Consider the following 20,084-nt stretch of genomic DNA (forward strand, 5'->3'; position numbering starts at 1 on the left):
TAATTTGCGCAACTGCGTTTAACATTTTTTACCTTACATAAAACTGATCAACGTAATTTGCCCCCGGGAATTCTTTGTCAACAATTAACTCTGAGCGCGCGGCAACGCTATTCGACTGGTATCAGACGGATGAAATCCCTATAATTGCCGCGTTTGGCGCTTCGTCGCCCCCTTCCTAACATCCAGGTTAATCAGGTCGCTAAATATATGACTGATCAGTCTCATCAGTGCGTCATTATCGGTATCGCTGGCGCATCGGCTTCCGGCAAGAGTCTTATTGCCAGTACCCTTTATCGTGAATTGCGTGAGCAAGTCGGTGATGAACACATCGGCGTAATTCCCGAAGACTGCTATTACAAAGATCAAAGCCATCTGTCGATGGAAGAACGCGTTAAGACCAACTACGACCATCCCAGCGCGATGGATCACAGTCTGCTGCTTGAGCATTTACAAGCGTTGAAACGCGGCTCGGCAATTGACCTGCCGGTTTACAGCTATGTTGAACATACGCGTATGAAAGAAACGGTGACGGTTGAGCCGAAGAAGGTCATCATTCTCGAAGGCATTTTGTTGCTGACGGATGCGCGTTTGCGTGACGAACTTAACTTCTCCATTTTCGTTGATACCCCGCTGGATATCTGCCTGATGCGCCGCATCAAGCGTGACGTTAACGAGCGTGGGCGTTCAATGGATTCAGTGATGGCGCAATATCAAAAAACCGTGCGCCCGATGTTCCTGCAATTCATTGAGCCTTCTAAACAATATGCGGACATTATCGTGCCGCGCGGCGGGAAAAACCGCATCGCGATCGATATATTGAAAGCGAAAATAAGTCAGTTCTTTGAATAAGCTTGATAAATTGTGTACCGTTCAGTGATAACCTAGTATGCCCTTGACGTAATTGGCGTTAAGGGAGTGATGCGCGAAAGGAGAAAATGCCATGCGTCTGTGTGACCGAGATATTGAAGCCTGGCTTGATGAAGGCCGTTTGTCGATCAACCCACGTCCGCCAGTGGAGCGTATTAACGGCGCGACGGTGGATGTACGCCTGGGCAATAAATTTCGTACCTTCCGTGGTCACACGGCAGCGTTTATCGATCTGAGCGGTCCCAAAGATGAAGTGAGCGCCGCGCTTGACCGCGTGATGAGCGATGAGATCGTTCTCGACGAGGGCGAGGCGTTCTATCTTCACCCAGGAGAGCTGGCGCTGGCGGTGACGCTGGAGTCGGTGACGCTGCCAGCCGATCTGGTGGGCTGGCTGGACGGGCGTTCCTCACTGGCGCGTCTGGGGCTGATGGTGCACGTCACCGCGCACCGCATCGATCCGGGCTGGTCTGGTTGCATTGTGCTGGAGTTCTACAACTCCGGTAAGCTGCCGCTGGCGCTGCGTCCGGGCATGTTAATTGGTGCGCTGAGCTTTGAGCCGCTTTCCGGCCCGGCGGTGCGACCTTACAACCGCCGTGAAGATGCGAAATATCGCAACCAGCAGGGCGCGGTAGCCAGCCGAATCGATAAAGACTAATTCAGGCCCATTGAGGATACCATGAGACGATTTCTGACGACGCTGATGATACTCCTGGTCGTGCTGGTGGCCGGGTTATCTGCGTTAGTGTTGCTGGTGAATCCGAATGATTTCCGCGACTATATGGTCAAGCAAGTTGCTGCACGTAGCGGTTATCAATTGCAGCTCGACGGGCCACTGCGTTGGCACGTCTGGCCGCAGCTTAGTATCCTCTCCGGGCGAATGTCTCTCACCGCCCAGGGCGCAAGCCAGCCACTGGTTCGCGCCGACAACATGCGTCTGGACGTGGCGCTTTTACCACTACTGAGTCATCAACTGAGCGTTAAGCAGGTGATGCTAAAAGGGGCAGTGATCCAACTGACGCCGCAGACGGAAGCGGTGCGCAGTGAAGACGCTCCGGTTGCACCGCGCGACAATACCTTGCCGGATCTGTCAGACGATCGCGGATGGTCGTTTGATATATCCAGTCTTAAGGTGGCGGACAGCGTGCTGGTGTTCCAGCATGAAGATGACGAGCAGGTGACAATCCGCAATATTCGCCTGCAAATGGAACAAGATCCCCAACATCGTGGTTCATTTGAGTTCTCCGGGCGGGTTAATCGCGATCAGCGCGATCTCACGATATCCCTTAACGGTACGGTAGATGCTTCTGATTATCCGCATGATTTAACGGCGGCTATTGAACAAATTAACTGGCAGTTGCAGGGTGCCGATTTACCAAAACAAGGTATTCAGGGGCAGGGGAGTTTCCAGGCCCAGTGGCAGGAGTCACATAAACGCCTTTCATTTAACCAAATTAGTTTGACCGCCAATGATAGTACGCTAAGCGGGCAAGCACAGGTTACGCTGACAGAGAAACCGGAATGGCAGCTGAGGCTGCAATTCCCGCAACTGAATCTTGACAACCTCATCCCGCTTAATGAAACCGCGAATGGTGAAAACGGTGCCGCGCAGCAGGGGCAGAGCCAATCAACGTTGCCGCGCCCGGTCATTTCTTCGCGTATTGATGAACCGGCCTATCAGGGACTGCAAGGCTTTACGGCTGATATTTTGTTGCAGGCCAGTAACGTGCGCTGGCGCGGAATGAATTTTACAGATGTTGCCACGCAAATGACCAACAAGTCGGGTTTGCTGGAAATTACTCAACTGCAGGGCAAACTTAACGGTGGACAGGTTTCACTGCCGGGCACGCTGGACGCGACATCAATAAATCCGCGGATAAACTTCCAGCCACGGCTGGAAAACGTTGAGATTGGTACCATTCTGAAGGCGTTTAACTATCCGATTTCGTTGACCGGAAAAATGTCACTGGCTGGTGATTTCTCCGGTGCTGACATAGATGCCGACGCATTCCGCCACAACTGGCAAGGACAGGCACATGTCGAAATGACCGACACGCGCATGGAAGGGATGAACTTCCAGCAGATGATTCAGCAAGCGGTAGAGCGTAATGGCGGTGATGTGAAGGCCGCTGAAAACTTTGATAACGTGACGCGGCTTGACCGCTTTACCACCGATTTGACGTTGAAGGATGGCGTCGTGACGTTAAACGACATGCAAGGTCAATCGCCTGTGCTGGCGCTGACAGGGGAAGGCATGTTGAATCTGGCAGATCAAACCTGCGACACCCAGTTTGATATTCGGGTCGTGGGTGGCTGGAACGGGGAAAGCAAACTGATTGATTTCCTGAAAGAAACGCCAGTACCGCTGCGGGTTTATGGCAACTGGCAGCAACTCAATTACAGCCTGCAAGTGGATCAGTTACTGCGCAAACATCTACAGGACGAAGCGAAACGTCGCCTGAATGACTGGGCCGAGCGGAATAAAGATTCCCGTAATGGCAAAGATGTGAAGAAGTTGCTGGAGAAGATGTAGGTTACCAGGTGACCAGTCCTGTAGGCCTGATAAGACGCGTAAAGCGTCGCATCAGGCGTTCGTGGCGGCATCATTATATTCTGAATATGTAAGATCGAAGGCTGTTCCGTTCACTTGATGTTCCTCGCTACTATGGAACGCTCAAGCCGGTGAACGTGCCAGGGTGGCTCAATCTCCACCACCCTGGCAACCCGGGCTCCCGGCGGTAAATCGCCGATGGCGCGGTTCCCTCATCTTATTCCTTTCGGCTATTGGGTAAAATGACCGATACCATCACACCTCGTACTCCATCTCGCCATCCTTACGCAGCGGTATAATCTGCACCTTCTGCACGCGATGGCTTTCTACCTGCAACGTTTTAAGCAAATAATCCCCCACCTGAACTTCTTCGCCAGGTTTTGGAATACGCTGCAAATACTCCATCAACAGCCCGGCAATGGTGTGATATTCACGTTTTTCATCCAGCGGCAGCGGCACATATTGCACCAGATCCTCCAGCGGCATATGACCATTCGCCGTCCAGGAACCGTCCGCATTCTTCTGAATATCATGGCGGGCGTCGATCTCTTCCACTTCGTTCGGTAAGTTACCGGCAATGGTTTCAGTGACGTCACTTAATGTCACAATCCCTTCCACCGAGCCAAACTCATCCACCACAAAAGCAAAGTGCGTGCGGGCATTACGGAACTGCTCCAGGGCAGGTAACAACGGCAAGGTTTCCGGGAACACCAGCGGCTGGCGAATCAACACCCGCAGGTTGAGCGGTTCGCCGCGCAGAGACTGTTGTAGCAGGTCGATAACGTGAACAACACCGAGCAAATCTTCTGCGTCATCACCGTCGGTAACCACCAGCCGCGTATGCTGATTTCGCTCCAGCAACTGGCGGATTTCTTCTTCCGGCGCGTTGAGATCGATATGCTCAATATCGTGGCGCGACGTCATAATGCTGCTGACGGTACGCTGGTTAAGATTAAGTACCCGCTCAATCATCCGCCGTTCCTGCGGATTAAAGATCTGCTGGTTACCATGATCCACCAGCATGGACGCGGTTTCGGCGTCCAGTTCCGCATCTTCTTTTTGCCCGCTAAGCAGGCGCATTACCGCTTCGGTAGTCCGCTGGCGCAGCGTCTGGTTAGCGGAAAGAAAACGTCGCCGGTTAAAGATAGCCAACTGATTGAGCGCCTCGATCATCACCGAGAAACCAATGGCAGCGTACAGGTAGCCTTTCGGAATGACGAAGCCGAAACCTTCTGCCACCAGGCTAAAGCCAATCATCAACAGGAAGCTTAAGCAGAGAATAACGATCGTCGGGTGACTGTTAACAAATTGCGTTAACGGCTTGCTGGCCATCAACATCAGGCTGATAGCGATAACCACGGCGGCCATCATGACCAGTAAATGGTCGACCATCCCGACGGCGGTAATCACTGAGTCGAGTGAGAAAATGGCGTCCAGTACCACAATTTGCGTCACCACGCCCCAGAACTTCGCACCTTTGCGTTGTGTGGGATTATTGCTGTCTTTCCCTTCCAGCCGTTCGTTCAGCTCCATCGTGGCTTTGAACAACAGGAAGAAACCACCAAACAGCATGATTAAGTCGCGGGCGCTAAAGGTAAACGAGCGGAAGCTGAACAGCGGTTGAGTCAGGGTGACCAGCCAGGAGATTGACGCCAGCAGTAACAGGCGCATTAACATTGCCAGCAGCAGCCCGGTAACCCGTGCGCGGTCACGCTGCTTCGGCGGTAGTTTTTCGGCGAGGATGGCAATAAAGACCAGGTTATCAATGCCGAGGACCAGTTCGATCACAATCAGCGTGATTAACCCGGCCCAGATAGACGGATCGGCAATCCATTCCATAGTAAGTACAAAACCTATTCGTTGTATGACAAATGTCACAATTCGATCATGGATAAATCGGGGCAAAAATGCAATGTTGCAGCACTATTTATCTCATATTATTTGAGGGTAATAACCTCACATTATCCCTGAATTAAAAGTGGTAATAATAAAACATTATTTAAGAAATATCGCATGTGGAGACACTATATTAAATATTGTCAACCTAAAGAAACTCCTAAAAACCATATTGAATGACACTTAATATAATTCTTAAAAATAGCCAATTACCGAATTGTTATCTTGCCTGCTATTCCGTTAGCTGTAACACTTCCTCCTGCATTATTGGAAAGCCAATATTCAATTACCATAATGTCACCTTATATTCGGAAGTTAATTTCCGTAATAACCCTTTCTCATCAACGACTGCATGCTGAGAGGGTGTGAAAAATTAAACTAAATCAGTGTATTGGTAGCTAAAAAGCCAGGGGCGGTAGCGTGTCTGGATGCCTGAAAGACCAGTCTGAATTATTCTGTCAATAGCCTGCGGATGAAATCAATTTTTTTAGGACTGATGCCAGTTAAATTTTTATTCAATTAACTGCAAGGTAAATGTGCATGGCGACATTGCTATTAATAGTGCACAGGATAATTACTCTGCCAAAGTGATAAATAAACAATGATGAAATCCAAAATGAAATTGATGCCATTATTGGTGTCAGTAACCTTGATAAGCGGTTGCACAGTACTTCCGGGCAGCAATATGTCGACGATGGGCAAAGACGTCATCAAACAGCAGGACGCTGATTTCGATCTCGACAAAATGGTGAATGTTTATCCGCTGACCCCGCGCCTGATTGACCAATTACGCCCACGCCCGAATGTAGCGCGCCCCAATATGACGCTGGAAAGTGAGATCGCGAATTACCAGTATCGCGTCGGGCCGGGGGACGTTCTTAATGTCACCGTCTGGGATCACCCGGAACTCACCACGCCAGCCGGTCAGTACCGCAGCTCCAGCGACACCGGCAACTGGGTACAGCCTGACGGCACTATGTTTTACCCGTATATCGGCAAGGTCCACGTAGTCGGGAAAACGCTCGCTGAAATCCGCAGTGATATTACCGGGCGCTTAGCGACGTACATCGCTGACCCGCAGGTGGACGTTAATATCGCCGCCTTCCGCTCACAAAAGGCCTATATCTCCGGTCAGGTGAATAAATCCGGTCAACAGGCGATCACCAACGTGCCACTGACTATTCTCGACGCCATCAACGCCGCAGGTGGCCTGACCGACACCGCTGACTGGCGCAACGTGGTGCTAACACACAATGGTCGTGAAGAGCGCATTTCTTTGCAGGCGCTGATGCAAAACGGCGACCTCAACCAGAATCGCCTGCTTTACCCCGGCGATATTCTCTACGTGCCACGTAATGATGATCTGAAAGTATTTGTGATGGGTGAAGTGAAGAAACAGAGCACCCTGAAAATGGACTTTAGCGGCATGACCCTGACTGAAGCCCTGGGCAATGCTGAAGGCATCGACATGACCACCTCCAACGCCAGCGGCATCTTTGTCATTCGTCCGCTGAAAGGCGAGGGCGGGCGTAACGGCAAGATTGCCAATATCTACCAGCTGGATATGTCCGATGCCACGTCGCTGGTGATGGCGACAGAATTCCGCCTGCAACCTTATGACGTGGTGTATGTCACCACCGCCCCGGTTTCCCGCTGGAACCGTCTGATCAATCAGTTGCTGCCAACTATTAGCGGTGTCCGTTACATGACGGATACAGCCAGCGACATTCATAACTGGTAATCGTCATGTTTAACAACATCTTAGTTGTCTGTGTCGGCAATATTTGCCGTTCCCCGACGGCGGAACGCTTACTGCAACGTTATCACCCGGAGCTGAAAGTGGAGTCCGCTGGACTCGGCGCGCTGGTCGGTAAGGGCGCTGATCCTACCGCTATCAGCGTCGCCGCAGAACATCAACTGTCTCTGGAAGGTCACTGTGCCCGTCAAATCAGCCGCCGTCTGTGTCGCAACTACGACCTGATTTTGACCATGGAAAAGCGCCATATCGAACGCTTATGCGAGATGGCACCGGAGATGCGCGGCAAAGTGATGCTGTTTGGTCACTGGGATAACGAATGTGAAATCCCCGATCCGTATCGCAAAAGCCGGGAAACGTTTGCAGCGGTGTACACATTACTTGAACGGTCTGCCCGCCAGTGGGCGCAGGCATTGAACGCAGAGCAGGTATAAGAATGACAGAAAAAGTAAAACAACATGCCGCTCCGGTAACGGGCAGTGATGAAATCGATATTGGTCGCCTGGTCGGCACCGTCATTGAAGCGCGCTGGTGGGTGATTGGCATCACCACCGTATTCGCCCTCTGTGCCGTGGTTTACACCTTCTTCGCCACGCCGATTTATAGTGCCGACGCACTGGTACAAATCGAGCAAAACAGCGGCAATTCGTTAGTGCAGGACATTGGTTCGGCATTAGCCAACAAACCGCCTGCATCGGACGCCGAGATCCAGTTGATTCGTTCGCGTCTGGTGCTTGGTAAAACGGTGGACGATCTCGACCTCGATATTGCAGTGAGCAAAAACACGTTCCCGATTTTCGGTGCGGGCTGGGATCGCCTGATGGGACGTCAGAACGAGACGGTGAAAGTGACCACCTTTAACCGCCCGAAAGAGATGGCGGATCAGGTGTTTACGCTTAATGTGCTGGACAACAAAAACTACACCCTGAGCAGCGACGGCGGCTTTAGCGCCCGGGGGCAAGCGGGCCAGATGCTGAAAAAAGAAGGCGTCACGCTGATGGTTGAAGCCATTCACGCCAGCCCGGGCAGTGAGTTTACCGTCACCAAATACTCCACGCTGGGGATGATCAACCAACTGCAAAACAGCCTGACGGTAACGGAGAACGGCAAAGACGCTGGCGTTTTGAGCCTGACTTATACCGGTGAAGATCGTGAACAGATCCGCGACATTCTTAACAGCATCGCCCGTAACTATCAGGAACAAAATATTGAGCGCAAATCGGCGGAAGCGTCGAAAAGCCTCGCCTTCCTCGCGCAACAGTTACCGGAAGTACGTAGCCGCTTGGATGTTGCCGAAAACAAACTGAATGCCTTCCGTCAGGATAAAGATTCTGTTGATCTGCCGCTGGAAGCAAAAGCGGTGCTCGATTCGATGGTGAACATCGATGCGCAGTTGAACGAACTGACCTTTAAAGAGGCGGAAATCTCCAAGCTGTACACCAAAGTTCACCCGGCGTACCGCACGCTGCTGGAGAAACGTCAGGCGCTGGAAGACGAAAAAGCCAAACTTAACGGTCGCGTAACGGCGATGCCGAAAACCCAGCAGGAGATTGTCCGTCTGACCCGCGATGTCGAGTCTGGTCAGCAGGTCTATATGCAACTGCTGAATAAAGAGCAGGAGCTGAAAATCACCGAGGCCAGCACCGTCGGCGATGTGCGCATTGTTGACCCGGCAATCACTCAGCCTGGCGTGCTGAAACCGAAGAAAGGGCTGATTATCCTCGGCGCGATTATCCTTGGCCTGATGCTTTCTATCGTGGGTGTGCTGCTGCGCTCGTTGTTTAATCGCGGCATTGAAAGCCCGCAAGTACTGGAAGAACACGGTATTAGCGTCTATGCCAGCATCCCGCTGTCGGAATGGCAGAAAGCGCGTGATAGCGTCAAAACCATCAAAGGGATTAAACGCTATAAACAGAGCCAGCTACTGGCGGTGGGGAATCCAACCGATCTGGCGATTGAAGCCATCCGTAGTCTGCGTACCAGTTTGCACTTCGCGATGATGCAGGCACAGAACAATGTGTTGATGATGACCGGGGTTAGCCCGTCAATTGGTAAAACCTTTGTCTGCGCCAACCTGGCGGCGGTGATCAGCCAGACCAATAAACGCGTGTTGTTGATCGACTGCGATATGCGCAAAGGCTACACCCACGAGCTGTTGGGCACTAATAACGTTAATGGCCTGTCGGAAATTCTGATTGGTCAGGGCGATATTACTACCGCTGCTAAACCGACCTCTATTGCCAAATTTGACCTGATCCCGCGCGGTCAGGTGCCGCCAAATCCTTCTGAACTGTTGATGAGCGAACGCTTTGCCGAACTGGTGAACTGGGCGAGTAAAAACTATGACCTGGTGTTGATTGATACGCCGCCGATTCTGGCAGTGACCGATGCGGCAATTGTTGGTCGTCATGTCGGAACCACGTTAATGGTGGCGCGTTATGCGGTCAACACATTGAAAGAAGTGGAAACCAGTCTGAGCCGCTTTGAGCAAAACGGTATTCCGGTGAAAGGGGTGATTCTGAACTCCATCTTCCGCCGCGCCAGCGCGTATCAGGATTATGGCTATTACGAATACGAATATAAGTCGGATGCGAAATAACGACGCCTGCATTCGCACCGCCCCGTAGGCCGGATAAGGCGTTCACGCCGCATCCGGCAAGCAAACCAGCTCATAAGCCGGGAGAACAACCTATGAAAAACAATCCGCTGATCTCAATCTATATGCCGACCTGGAACCGCCAACAACTGGCGATTCGGGCAATAAAATCGGTTTTGCGCCAGGACTACAGCAACTGGGAGATGATCATCGTGGATGATTGCTCCACCTCCTGGGAACAACTGCAACAGTACGTCACCGCCCTCAACGATCCGCGTATCACTTACATTCACAACGACATTAACAGCGGGGCGTGCGCGGTACGTAACCAGGCGATTATGCTGGCGCAAGGGGAATATATCACCGGGATTGATGACGATGACGAATGGACACCCAACCGTCTGAGCGTCTTCCTCGCCCATAAACAGCAACTGGTCACACACGCCTTTTTGTACGCTAACGACTACGTTTGCCAGGGCGAAGTCTATTCCCAACCGGCAAGCTTGCCGCTGTATCCCAAATCGCCGTATTCACGCCGCCTGTTCTACAAACGCAATATCATTGGCAACCAGGTCTTTACCTGGGCATGGCGTTTCAAAGAGTGTTTGTTCGATACCGAACTGAAAGCGGCACAGGATTACGACATCTTCCTGCGGATGGTGGTGGAGTACGGCGAACCGTGGAAAGTAGAAGAGGCGACGCAGATCCTGCATATCAATCACGGTGAAATGCAGATCACCTCGTCACCGAAAAAATTCTCCGGGTACTTCCACTTTTACCGCAAGCACAAAGACAAATTCGACCGCGCCAGCAAAAAATATCAGCTGTTTACCCTCTACCAGATCCGCAATAAACGTATGACCTGGCGCACTTTGCTGACGCTGCTGTCGGTGCGTAACGGCAAACGTCTGGCTGATGGTATTCGGGGGCGCTAAAGATGCTGGAAGATCTGCGCGCCAACAGCTGGAGTTTACGCCCGTGCTGCATGGTTCTTGCCTATCGTGTTGCTCATTTTTGTTCGGTGTGGCGCAAAAAGAACGTCCTCAACAATCTGTGGGCGGCCCCGCTGCTGGTGCTGTATCGCATTATCACCGAATGCTTTTTCGGTTATGAAATCCAGGCTGCCGCGACCATTGGCCGCCGCTTTACTATCCATCACGGTTACGCCGTCGTGATCAATAAAAACGTGGTAGCGGGGGATGATTTTACCATTCGCCACGGCGTCACTATCGGCAATCGTGGTGCCGATAACATGGCATGTCCACACATTGGCAACGGCGTCGAACTCGGTGCCAACGTCATTATTCTTGGTGATATCACGCTTGGTAACAACGTCACCGTGGGCGCGGGCAGCGTGGTGCTCGACTCTGTCCCGGACAACGCGCTGGTGGTGGGAGAAAAAGCGCGAGTGAAGGTAATTAAATGAATATTTTGCAATTTAATGTGCGACTGGCGGAAGGCGGGGCAGCAGGTGTGGCGTTAGATCTCCACCAGCGTGCGCTGCAACAGGGGCTGGCGTCACATTTTGTCTACGGTTACGGCAAAGGCGGCAAAGAGAGCGTCAGCCATCAGAACTATCCGCAGGTCATCAAACATACGCCGCGGATGACCGCGATGGCGAATATTGCTCTGTTTCGTCTGTTTAATCGCGATCTGTTTGGCAATTTCAATGAGTTATATCGCACCATTACTCGCACAGCGGGTCCGGTGGTCCTGCATTTTCATGTGCTGCACAGCTACTGGCTAAATCTTAAGAGCGTGGTGCGCTTTTGCGAAAAAGTGAAAAACCATAAACCGGACGTCACTCTGGTCTGGACGCTGCACGACCACTGGAGTGTTACCGGACGCTGCGCCTTTACCGACGGTTGCGAAGGCTGGAAAACAGGCTGCCAGAAATGCCCGACCTTAAATAACTATCCGCCGGTGAAGATTGATCGCGCACACCAACTGGTGGCGGGCAAACGCCAGTTATTCCGTGAGATGCTGGCGCTGGGCTGTCAGTTTATTTCCCCCAGCCAGCATGTGGCTGACGCTTTCAATAGCCTGTACGGTCCAGGGCGTTGCCGGATTATCAATAATGGCATTGATATGGCAACTGAAGCGATTCTGGCGGACTTGCCTCCGGTGCGCGAAACCCAGGGCAAGCCGAAAATCGCGGTGGTGGCGCATGATCTGCGTTACGACGGCAAAACTAACCAGCAACTGGTACGCGAGATGATGGCGCTGGGCGACAAAATTGAACTGCATACCTTTGGTAAGTTCTCGCCGTTCACCGCTGGCAACGTGGTTAATCACGGCTTTGAAACCGACAAACGTAAGCTGATGAGCGCGCTCAATCAGATGGATGCGCTGGTATTCAGTTCTCGCGTCGATAACTACCCGCTGATTTTGTGTGAGGCGCTATCGATTGGCGTGCCGGTGATTGCCACCCATAGCGATGCGGCGCGGGAAGTGTTGCAAAAATCCGGCGGTAAAACCGTCAGCGAAGAAGAGGTGCTGCAACTGGTGCAGTTAAGCAAACCGGAAATCGCGCAGGCGATATTTGGTACCACGCTGGCTGAGTTCAGCCAACGCAGCCGCGCCGCCTACAGTGGACAACAGATGCTGGAGGAGTATGTCAACTTCTATCAGAATCTGTAGCTACCTGTTGCTGCCGCTGATTTATCTGCTGGTTAACGTCAAAATCGCCCAGCTTGGCGAAAGTTTCCCCATCACCATCGTCACTTTTTTACCTGTCTTGTTACTGCTGTTTTTAGAACGCATCAGCGTTAAAAAATTGATGATTGCCTTAGGGATTGGCGCGGGACTCACGGCGTTTAACTATCTGTTTGGTCAGTCGCTGGATGCCAGTAAATACGTCACTTCAACTATGCTGTTTGTCTATATTGTGATCATTATTGGCATGGTGTGGAGTATTCGTTTTAAAACAATTTCGCCACACAACCATCGCAAGATATTACGTTTCTTTTATCTGGTGGTCGGGCTGGTGGTGGCGCTGGCGGCGGTGGAGATGGCACAAATTATCCTCACCGGTGGCAGCAGTATTATGGAGTCGATTTCGAAATATCTGATTTACAGCAACAGCTATGTGCTGAATTTCATTAAATTCGGCGGCAAGCGCACGACAGCACTTTATTTCGAACCGGCATTTTTCGCTCTGGCATTAATCTCAATTTGGCTCAGCATCAAACAGTTTGGTATCAAAACGCCTAAAACAGATGCTATGATTCTCGCAGGGATAATATTATCCGGATCGTTTTCAGGGGTTATGACCTTTATCCTGTTTTATTTGCTGGAGTGGGCATTTCAATATCTGAATAAAGAGGCGATTAAGAAAAAGTTACCGTTAGCATTGATTTCTCTGGCTGTATTCCTGGTTGGTGTGGTAATCGCGTTTCCTTATATTTCCACCCGTCTGGGCGATTTAGGTACGGAAGGATCGTCATCATATTATCGTATTGTCGGTCCGCTGGTGATGGTCGGTTATTCTTTGACCCATATTGACGGTGTAGTCAGATTTGGCTCACTTTATGAATATGTCGCATCATTCGGAATATTTAACGGTGCGGATGTCGGAAAAACCATAGACAATGGTTTGTATCTGCTGATTATTTATTTTTCCTGGTTCGCGGTGTTTTTATCACTGTGGTACATGGGGAAAGTGATAAAAATGATGATCAACGCTTTTGGTGATAACCGCAATTTTCGCGTGCAATTATATCTTTTTACTCCGGTATCGCTGTTTTTTACCGGTTCGATATTTAGCCCGGAATATGCATTTTTAATCGTCTGTCCGTTTATTTTGCGAAAAGCGTTAAATATTACGAGGTAAGAATAAGAACATGTTGCTTAGCATAATCACTGTCGCGTTTCGTAACCTCGAAGGGATAGTCAAAACACATGCCTCGCTGGCGCATCTGGCGCAGGTGGAAGATATCAGCTTCGAATGGATTGTTGTCGATGGCGGTTCCAACGACGGCACCCGTGAGTATCTGGAAAATCTCAATGGTATCTTTAACCTACGCTTTGTCAGCGAGCCAGATAACGGTATCTACGACGCCATGAACAAAGGCATTGCGATGGCACAAGGCAAGTTCGCGTTGTTTCTCAATTCGGGCGATATTTTTCATCAGAATGCCGCAAATTTTGTCCGTAAGTTAAAAATGCAAAAAGATAACGTGATGATCACCGGCGATGCGCTGCTGGATTTTGGCGACGGGCATAAAATTAAACGTAGCGCCAAACCGGGCTGGTATATTTATCACAGCCTGCCCGCCAGTCATCAGGCGATATTTTTCCCTGTATCCGGCTTGAAAAAATGGCGTTATGACCTGGAATATAAAGTTTCTTCCGACTACGCGCTGGCAGCCAAAATGTATAAAGCCGGTTATGCATTTAAAAAACTCAATGGCCTGGTGTCTGAATTTTCCATGGGTGGGGTATCTACCACCAATAATATGGAATTGTGTGCTGACGCGAAAAAAGTCCAACGACAAATATTACATGTGCCTGGCTTTTGGGCTGAATTATCCTGGCATTTACGCCAACGTACTACCTCAAAGACGAAAGCCTTATATAACAAAGTCTGAATATAAGGAAAACCAATGCAAGATTTAAGCGGTTTCTCGGTGCCGAAAGGGTTCCGGGGCGGCAACGCTATTAAAGTGCAATTATGGTGGGCAGTACAGGCAACAATATTTGCCTGGTCGCCACAAGTATTGTATCGCTGGCGGGCTTTTTTATTACGTTTATTCGGAGCAAAAATAGGAAAAAACGTAGTTATTCGTCCGTCAGTAAAAATTACCTATCCGTGGAAATTAACCTTAGGTGATTACGCGTGGGTCGGCGATGACGTCAATTTATATACCCTCGGTGAAATAACCATTGGCGCACATTCGGTGATATCGCAAAAAAGTTATTTATGCACCGGTAGCCACGACCATGCAAGTCAACATTTCACCATTAACGCCACGCCTATTGTGATTGGCGAGAAATGCTGGCTGGCAACCGATGTCTTTGTTGCCCCAGGCGTCACAATCGGCGACGGCACCGTCGTGGGTGCACGAAGCAGTGTTTTTAAATCGCTTCCGGCAAATGTGGTTTGCCGGGGGAATCCCGCAGTGGTGATACGCGAACGCGTTGAAACTGAATAAATTCAAAAATACAGAGGAATAATACATGTCAAAAGTCGCTCTCATCACCGGTGTAACCGGACAAGACGGTTCTTACCTGGCAGAGTTTCTGCTGGAAAAAGGTTACGAGGTGCATGGTATTAAGCGTCGCGCATCGTCATTCAACACCGAGCGCGTGGATCACATTTATCAGGATCCGCACACCTGCAACCCGAAATTCCATCTGCATTATGGCGACCTGAGTGATACCTCTAACCTGACGCGCATTTTGCGTGAAGTACAGCCGGATGAAGTGTACAACCTGGGCGCAATGAGCCACGTTGCGGTCTCTTTTGAGTCACCAGAATATACCGCTGACGTCGACGCGATGGGTACGCTGCGCCTGCTGGAGGCGATCCGCTTCCTCGGTCTGGAAAAGAAAACTCGTTTCTATCAGGCTTCCACCTCTGAACTGTATGGTCTGGTGCAGGAAATTCCGCAGAAAGAGACCACGCCGTTCTACCCGCGATCTCCGTATGCGGTCGCCAAACTGTACGCCTACTGGATCACCGTTAACTACCGTGAATCCTACGGCATGTACGCCTGTAACGGAATTCTCTTCAACCATGAATCCCCGCGCCGCGGCGAAACCTTCGTTACCCGCAAAATCACCCGCGCAATCGCCAACATCGCCCAGGGGCTGGAGTCGTGCCTGTACCTCGGCAATATGGATTCCCTGCGTGACTGGGGCCACGCCAAAGACTACGTAAAAATGCAGTGGATGATGCTGCAGCAGGAACAGCCGGAAGATTTCGTTATCGCGACCGGCGTTCAGTACTCCGTGCGTCAGTTCGTGGAAATGGCGGCAGCACAGCTGGGCATCAAACTGCGCTTTGAAGGCACGGGCGTTGAAGAGAAGGGCATTGTGGTTTCCGTCACCGGGCATGACGCGCCGGGCGTTAAACCGGGTGATGTGATTATCGCTGTTGACCCGCGTTACTTCCGTCCGGCTGAAGTTGAAACGCTGCTCGGCGACCCGACCAAAGCGCACGAAAAACTGGGCTGGAAACCGGAAATCACCCTCAGAGAGATGGTGTCTGAAATGGTGGCTAATGACCTCGAAGCGGCGAAAAAACACTCTCTGCTGAAATCTCACGGCTACGACGTGGCGATCGCGCTGGAGTCATAAGCATGAGTAAACAACGAGTTTTTATTGCTGGTCATCGCGGGATGGTCGGTTCCGCCATCAGGCGGCAGCTCGAACAGCGCGGTGATGTGGAACTGGTATTACGCACCCGCGACGAGCTGAACCTGCTGGACAGCCGCGCCGTGCATGATTTCTTTGCCAGCGAACGTATTGACCAGGTCTATCTGGCGGCGGCGAAAGTGGGCGGCATTGTTGCCAACAACACCTATCCGGCGGATTTCATCTACCAGAACATGATGATTGAGAGCAACATCATTCACGCCGCGCATCAGAACGACGTGAACAAACTGCTGTTTCTCGGATCGTCCTGCATCTACCCGAAACTGGCAAAACAGCCGATGGCAGAAAGCGAGTTGTTGCAGGGCACGCTGGAGCCGACTAACGAGCCTTATGCTATTGCCAAAATCGCCGGGATCAAACTGTGCGAATCATACAACCGCCAGTACGGACGCGATTACCGCTCAGTCATGCCGACCAACCTGTACGGGCCACACGACAACTTCCACCCGAGTAATTCGCATGTGATCCCAGCATTGCTGCGTCGCTTCCACGAGGCGACGGCACAGAATGCGCCGGACGTGGTGGTATGGGGCAGCGGTACACCGATGCGCGAATTTCTGCACGTCGATGATATGGCGGCGGCGAGCATTCATGTCATGGAGCTGGCGCATGAAGTCTGGCTGGAGAACACCCAGCCGATGTTGTCGCACATTAACGTCGGCACGGGCGTTGACTGCACTATCCGCGAGCTGGCGCAAACCATCGCCAAAGTGGTGGGTTACAAAGGCCGGGTGGTTTTTGATGCCAGCAAACCGGATGGCACGCCGCGCAAACTGCTGGATGTGACGCGCCTGCATCAGCTTGGCTGGTATCACGAAATCTCACTGGAAGCGGGGCTTGCCAGCACTTACCAGTGGTTCCTTGAGAATCAAGACCGCTTTCGGGGGTAATGATGTTTTTACGTCAGGAAGACTTTGCCACGGTAGTGCGCTCCACTCCGCTTGTCTCTCTCGACTTTATTGTCGAGAACAGTCGCGGCGAGTTTCTGCTTGGCAAAAGAACCAACCGCCCGGCGCAGGGTTACTGGTTTGTGCCGGGAGGGCGCGTGCAGAAAGACGAAACGCTGGAAGCCGCATTTGAGCGGCTGACGATGGCGGAACTGGGGCTGCGTTTGCCGATAACAGCAGGCCAGTTTTACGGTGTCTGGCAGCACTTTTATGACGATAACTTCTCTGGCACGGATTTCACCACTCACTATGTGGTGCTCGGTTTTCGCTTCAGAGTATCGGAAGAAGAGCTGTTACTGCCGGATGAGCAGCATGACGATTACCGCTGGCTGACGTCGGACGCGCTGCTCGCCAGTGATAATGTTCATGCTAACAGCCGCGCCTATTTTCTCGCTGAGAAGCGTACCGGAGTACCCGGATTATGAAAATACTGGTCTACGGCATTAACTACTCGCCGGAGTTAACCGGCATCGGCAAATACACCGGCGAGATGGTGGAATGGCTGGCGGCACAAGGTCATGAGGTGCGGGTCATTACCGCACCGCCTTACTACCCGCAATGGCAGGTGGGCGAGAACTATTCCGCCTGGCGCTACAAACGAGAAGAGGGGGCCGCCACGGTGTGGCGCTGCCCGCTGTATGTGCCAAAACAGCCGAGCACCCTGAAACGCCTGTTGCATCTGGGCAGTTTTGCCGTCAGCAGTTTCTTTCCGCTGATGGCGCAACGTCGCTGGAAGCCGGATCGCATTATTGGCGTGGTGCCAACGCTGTTTTGCGCGCCGGGAATGCGCCTGCTGGCGAAACTCTCTGGTGCGCGTACCGTGCTGCATATTCAGGATTACGAAGTGGACGCCATGCTGGGGCTGGGCCTTGCCGGAAAAGGCAAAGGCGGCAAAGTGGCACAGCTGGCAACGGCGTTCGAACGTAGCGGACTGCATAACGTCGATAACGTCTCCACGATTTCGCGTTCGATGATGAATAAAGCCATCGAAAAAGGCGTGGCGGCGGAAAACGTCATCTTCTTCCCCAACTGGTCGGAAATTGCCCGTTTTCAGCATGTTGCAGATGCCGATGTTGATGCCCTTCGTAACCAGCTTGACCTGCCGGATAACAAAAAAATCATTCTTTACTCCGGCAATATTGGTGAAAAGCAGGGGCTGGAAAACGTTATTGAAGCTGCCGATCGTCTGCGCGATGAACCGCTGATTTTTGCCATTGTCGGGCAGGGCGGCGGCAAAGCGCGGCTGGAAAAAATGGCGCAGCAGCGTGGACTGCGCAACATGCAATTTTTCCCGCTGCAATCGTATGACGCTTTACCCGCACTGCTGAAGATGGGCGATTGCCATCTGGTGGTGCAAAAACGCGGCGCGGCAGATGCCGTATTGCCGTCGAAACTGACCAATATTCTGGCAGTAGGCGGTAACGCGGTGATTACTGCTGAAGCCTACACAGAACTGGGGCAGCTTTGCGAAACCTTTCCGGGCATTGCGGTTTGCGTTGAACCGGAATCGGTCGAGGCGCTGGTGGCGGGGATCCGTCAGGCGCTCCTGCTGCCCAAACACAACACGGTGGCACGTGAATATGCCGAACGCACGCTCGATAAAGAGAACGTGTTACGTCAATTTATAAATGATATTCGGGGATAATTATGGCGCAGTCGAAACTCTATCCAGTTGTGATGGCAGGTGGCTCCGGTAGCCGCTTATGGCCGCTTTCCCGCGTACTTTATCCCAAGCAGTTTTTATGCCTGAAAGGCGATCTCACCATGCTGCAAACCACCATCTGCCGCCTGAACGGCGTGGAGTGCGAAAGCCCGGTGGTGATTTGCAATGAGCAGCACCGCTTTATTGTCGCGGAACAGCTGCGTCAACTGAACAAACTTACCGAGAACATTATTCTCGAACCGGCAGGGCGAAACACGGCACCTGCCATTGCGCTGGCGGCGCTGGCGGCAAAACGTCATAGCCCGGAGAGCGACCCGTTAATGCTGGTATTGGCGGCGGATCATGTGATTGCCGATGAAGACGCGTTCCGTGCCGCCGTGCGTAATGCCATGCCATATGCCGAAGCGGGCAAGCTGGTGACCTTCGGCATTGTGCCGGATCTACCAGAAACCGGTTATGGCTATATTCGTCGCGGTGAAGTGTCTGCGGGTGAGCAGGATATGGTGGCCTTTGAAGTGGCGCAGTTTGTCGAAAAACCGAATCTGGAAACCGCTCAGGCCTATGTGGCAAGCGGCGAATATTACTGGAACAGCGGTATGTTCCTGTTCCGCGCCGGACGCTATCTCGAAGAACTGAAAAAATATCGCCCGGATATCCTCGATGCCTGTGAAAAAGCGATGAGCGCCGTCGATCCGGATCTCAATTTTATTCGCGTGGATGAAGAAGCGTTTCTCGCCTGCCCGGAAGAGTCGGTGGATTACGCGGTCATGGAACGTACGGCAGATGCTGTTGTGGTGCCGATGGATGCGGGCTGGAGCGATGTTGGCTCCTGGTCTTCATTATGGGAGATCAGCGCCCACACCGCCGAGGGCAACGTTTGCCACGGCGATGTGATTAATCACAAAACTGAAAACAGCTATGTGTATGCTGAATCTGGCCTGGTCACCACCGTCGGGGTGAAAGATCTGGTAGTGGTGCAGACCAAAGATGCGGTGCTGATTGCCGACCGTAACGCGGTACAGGATGTGAAAAAAGTGGTCGAGCAGATCAAAGCCGATGGTCGCCATGAGCATCGGGTGCATCGCGAAGTGTATCGTCCGTGGGGCAAATATGACTCTATCGACGCGGGCGACCGCTACCAGGTGAAACGCATCACCGTGAAACCGGGCGAGGGCTTGTCGGTACAGATGCACCATCACCGCGCGGAACACTGGGTGGTTGTCGCGGGAACGGCAAAAGTCACCATTGATGGTGATATCAAACTGCTTGGTGAAAACGAGTCCATTTATATTCCGCTGGGGGCGACGCATTGCCTGGAAAACCCGGGGAAAATTCCGCTCGATTTAATTGAAGTGCGCTCCGGCTCTTATCTCGAAGAGGATGATGTGGTGCGTTTCGCGGATCGCTACGGACGGGTGTAAACGTCGCATCAG

At 51.9% G+C, this 20,084-nt stretch carries 18 protein-coding genes; 17 read left to right on the forward strand and 1 reads right to left on the reverse strand.

The features are described from left to right. Positions 1-207: 207 nt before the first annotated feature. The 3 genes from udk (at position 208) to asmA (ending at position 3,397) form a co-directional block, all read left to right on the forward strand. Positions 208-849, forward strand: coding sequence for a uridine kinase (gene udk, locus KXD89_RS08230; protein WP_001295424.1), 642 nt, complete (start codon positions 208-210; stop codon positions 847-849). 91 nt (positions 850-940) lie between these two features. Further along, entirely contained in the window at positions 941-1,522 is a 582-nt protein-coding gene (gene dcd, locus KXD89_RS08235; protein ID WP_001234768.1) for a dCTP deaminase, read from the forward strand. Positions 1,523-1,543: 21 nt separating this feature from the next. After that, positions 1,544-3,397 carry an outer membrane assembly protein AsmA gene (gene asmA, locus KXD89_RS08240; RefSeq protein WP_001252331.1) on the forward strand — a complete coding sequence of 618 codons (1,854 nt, stop codon included), beginning with the start codon at positions 1,544-1,546 and terminating at the stop codon, positions 3,395-3,397. A gap of 273 nt (positions 3,398-3,670) precedes the next feature. Here the strand turns inward: asmA and KXD89_RS08245 are convergent, their stop codons facing one another. After that, positions 3,671-5,254: a TerC family protein gene (locus KXD89_RS08245; RefSeq protein WP_000454701.1), complete on the reverse strand. Its 1,584-nt coding sequence runs from the start codon at positions 5,252-5,254 to the stop codon at positions 3,671-3,673. Between the two features lie 658 nt (positions 5,255-5,912). Here KXD89_RS08245 and wza point away from each other — a divergent pair. The 14 genes from wza to cpsB all read left to right on the forward strand — a co-directional run bounded on the left by wza (position 5,913) and on the right by cpsB (position 20,072). Then, positions 5,913-7,052 (forward strand): polysaccharide export protein Wza, encoded by a 1,140-nt coding sequence (wza, locus tag KXD89_RS08250; protein ID WP_000978094.1) that lies wholly within the window; start codon positions 5,913-5,915, stop codon positions 7,050-7,052. A gap of 5 nt (positions 7,053-7,057) precedes the next feature. Further along, positions 7,058-7,501, forward strand: coding sequence for a low molecular weight protein-tyrosine-phosphatase Wzb (gene wzb, locus KXD89_RS08255; protein WP_000482901.1), 444 nt, complete (start codon positions 7,058-7,060; stop codon positions 7,499-7,501). A 2-nt stretch (positions 7,502-7,503) separates the two neighbouring features. Continuing rightward, positions 7,504-9,666, forward strand: coding sequence for a tyrosine-protein kinase Wzc (gene wzc, locus KXD89_RS08260; protein WP_000137196.1), 2,163 nt, complete (start codon positions 7,504-7,506; stop codon positions 9,664-9,666). Positions 9,667-9,758: 92 nt separating this feature from the next. After that, the gene (gene wcaA / locus KXD89_RS08265) at positions 9,759-10,598 is read left to right on the forward strand and encodes a colanic acid biosynthesis glycosyltransferase WcaA (protein WP_000794699.1); all 840 of its coding nucleotides are present in this window, start codon (positions 9,759-9,761) and stop codon (positions 10,596-10,598) included. Between the two features lie 2 nt (positions 10,599-10,600). After that, the gene (gene wcaB / locus KXD89_RS08270) at positions 10,601-11,089 is read left to right on the forward strand and encodes a colanic acid biosynthesis acetyltransferase WcaB (RefSeq protein ID WP_000888740.1); all 489 of its coding nucleotides are present in this window, start codon (positions 10,601-10,603) and stop codon (positions 11,087-11,089) included. Continuing rightward, positions 11,086-12,303, forward strand: a complete 1,218-nt coding sequence (gene wcaC / locus KXD89_RS08275; RefSeq protein WP_001023871.1) for a colanic acid biosynthesis glycosyltransferase WcaC — start codon at positions 11,086-11,088, stop codon at positions 12,301-12,303. The genes wcaB and wcaC overlap by 4 nt, the downstream gene beginning before the upstream one ends. Continuing rightward, on the forward strand, positions 12,278-13,495 hold the full coding sequence (wcaD, locus tag KXD89_RS08280; RefSeq protein ID WP_000107816.1) for a colanic acid polymerase WcaD: 1,218 nt from the start codon (positions 12,278-12,280) through the stop codon (positions 13,493-13,495). Before wcaC ends, wcaD begins: the two co-directional genes overlap by 26 nt. A gap of 10 nt (positions 13,496-13,505) precedes the next feature. Continuing rightward, entirely contained in the window at positions 13,506-14,252 is a 747-nt protein-coding gene (gene wcaE / locus KXD89_RS08285; protein WP_000927089.1) for a colanic acid biosynthesis glycosyltransferase WcaE, read from the forward strand. Between the two features lie 15 nt (positions 14,253-14,267). After that, complete coding sequence (gene wcaF / locus KXD89_RS08290; protein WP_001153547.1) at positions 14,268-14,816, forward strand: colanic acid biosynthesis acetyltransferase WcaF; 549 nt, start codon at positions 14,268-14,270, stop codon at positions 14,814-14,816. A 25-nt stretch (positions 14,817-14,841) separates the two neighbouring features. Then, positions 14,842-15,963, forward strand: coding sequence for a GDP-mannose 4,6-dehydratase (gmd, locus tag KXD89_RS08295; RefSeq protein ID WP_000048190.1), 1,122 nt, complete (start codon positions 14,842-14,844; stop codon positions 15,961-15,963). 2 nt (positions 15,964-15,965) lie between these two features. After that, a complete protein-coding gene (gene fcl, locus KXD89_RS08300; protein WP_000043654.1) occupies positions 15,966-16,931 on the forward strand; it encodes a GDP-L-fucose synthase in 966 nt (321 codons plus the stop codon). A 2-nt stretch (positions 16,932-16,933) separates the two neighbouring features. After that, entirely contained in the window at positions 16,934-17,413 is a 480-nt protein-coding gene (gene gmm, locus KXD89_RS08305) for a GDP-mannose mannosyl hydrolase (RefSeq protein ID WP_001393539.1), read from the forward strand. Next, complete coding sequence (gene wcaI / locus KXD89_RS08310) at positions 17,410-18,633, forward strand: colanic acid biosynthesis fucosyltransferase WcaI (protein WP_000699693.1); 1,224 nt, start codon at positions 17,410-17,412, stop codon at positions 18,631-18,633. Before gmm ends, wcaI begins: the two co-directional genes overlap by 4 nt. A 2-nt stretch (positions 18,634-18,635) precedes the next feature. After that, positions 18,636-20,072, forward strand: coding sequence for a mannose-1-phosphate guanyltransferase (gene cpsB / locus KXD89_RS08315; protein WP_000079274.1), 1,437 nt, complete (start codon positions 18,636-18,638; stop codon positions 20,070-20,072). Positions 20,073-20,084 lie beyond the last annotated feature (12 nt).

This window comes from Escherichia sp. TC-EC600-tetX4, assembly GCF_019356055.1.
GTDB lineage: Bacteria > Pseudomonadota > Gammaproteobacteria > Enterobacterales > Enterobacteriaceae.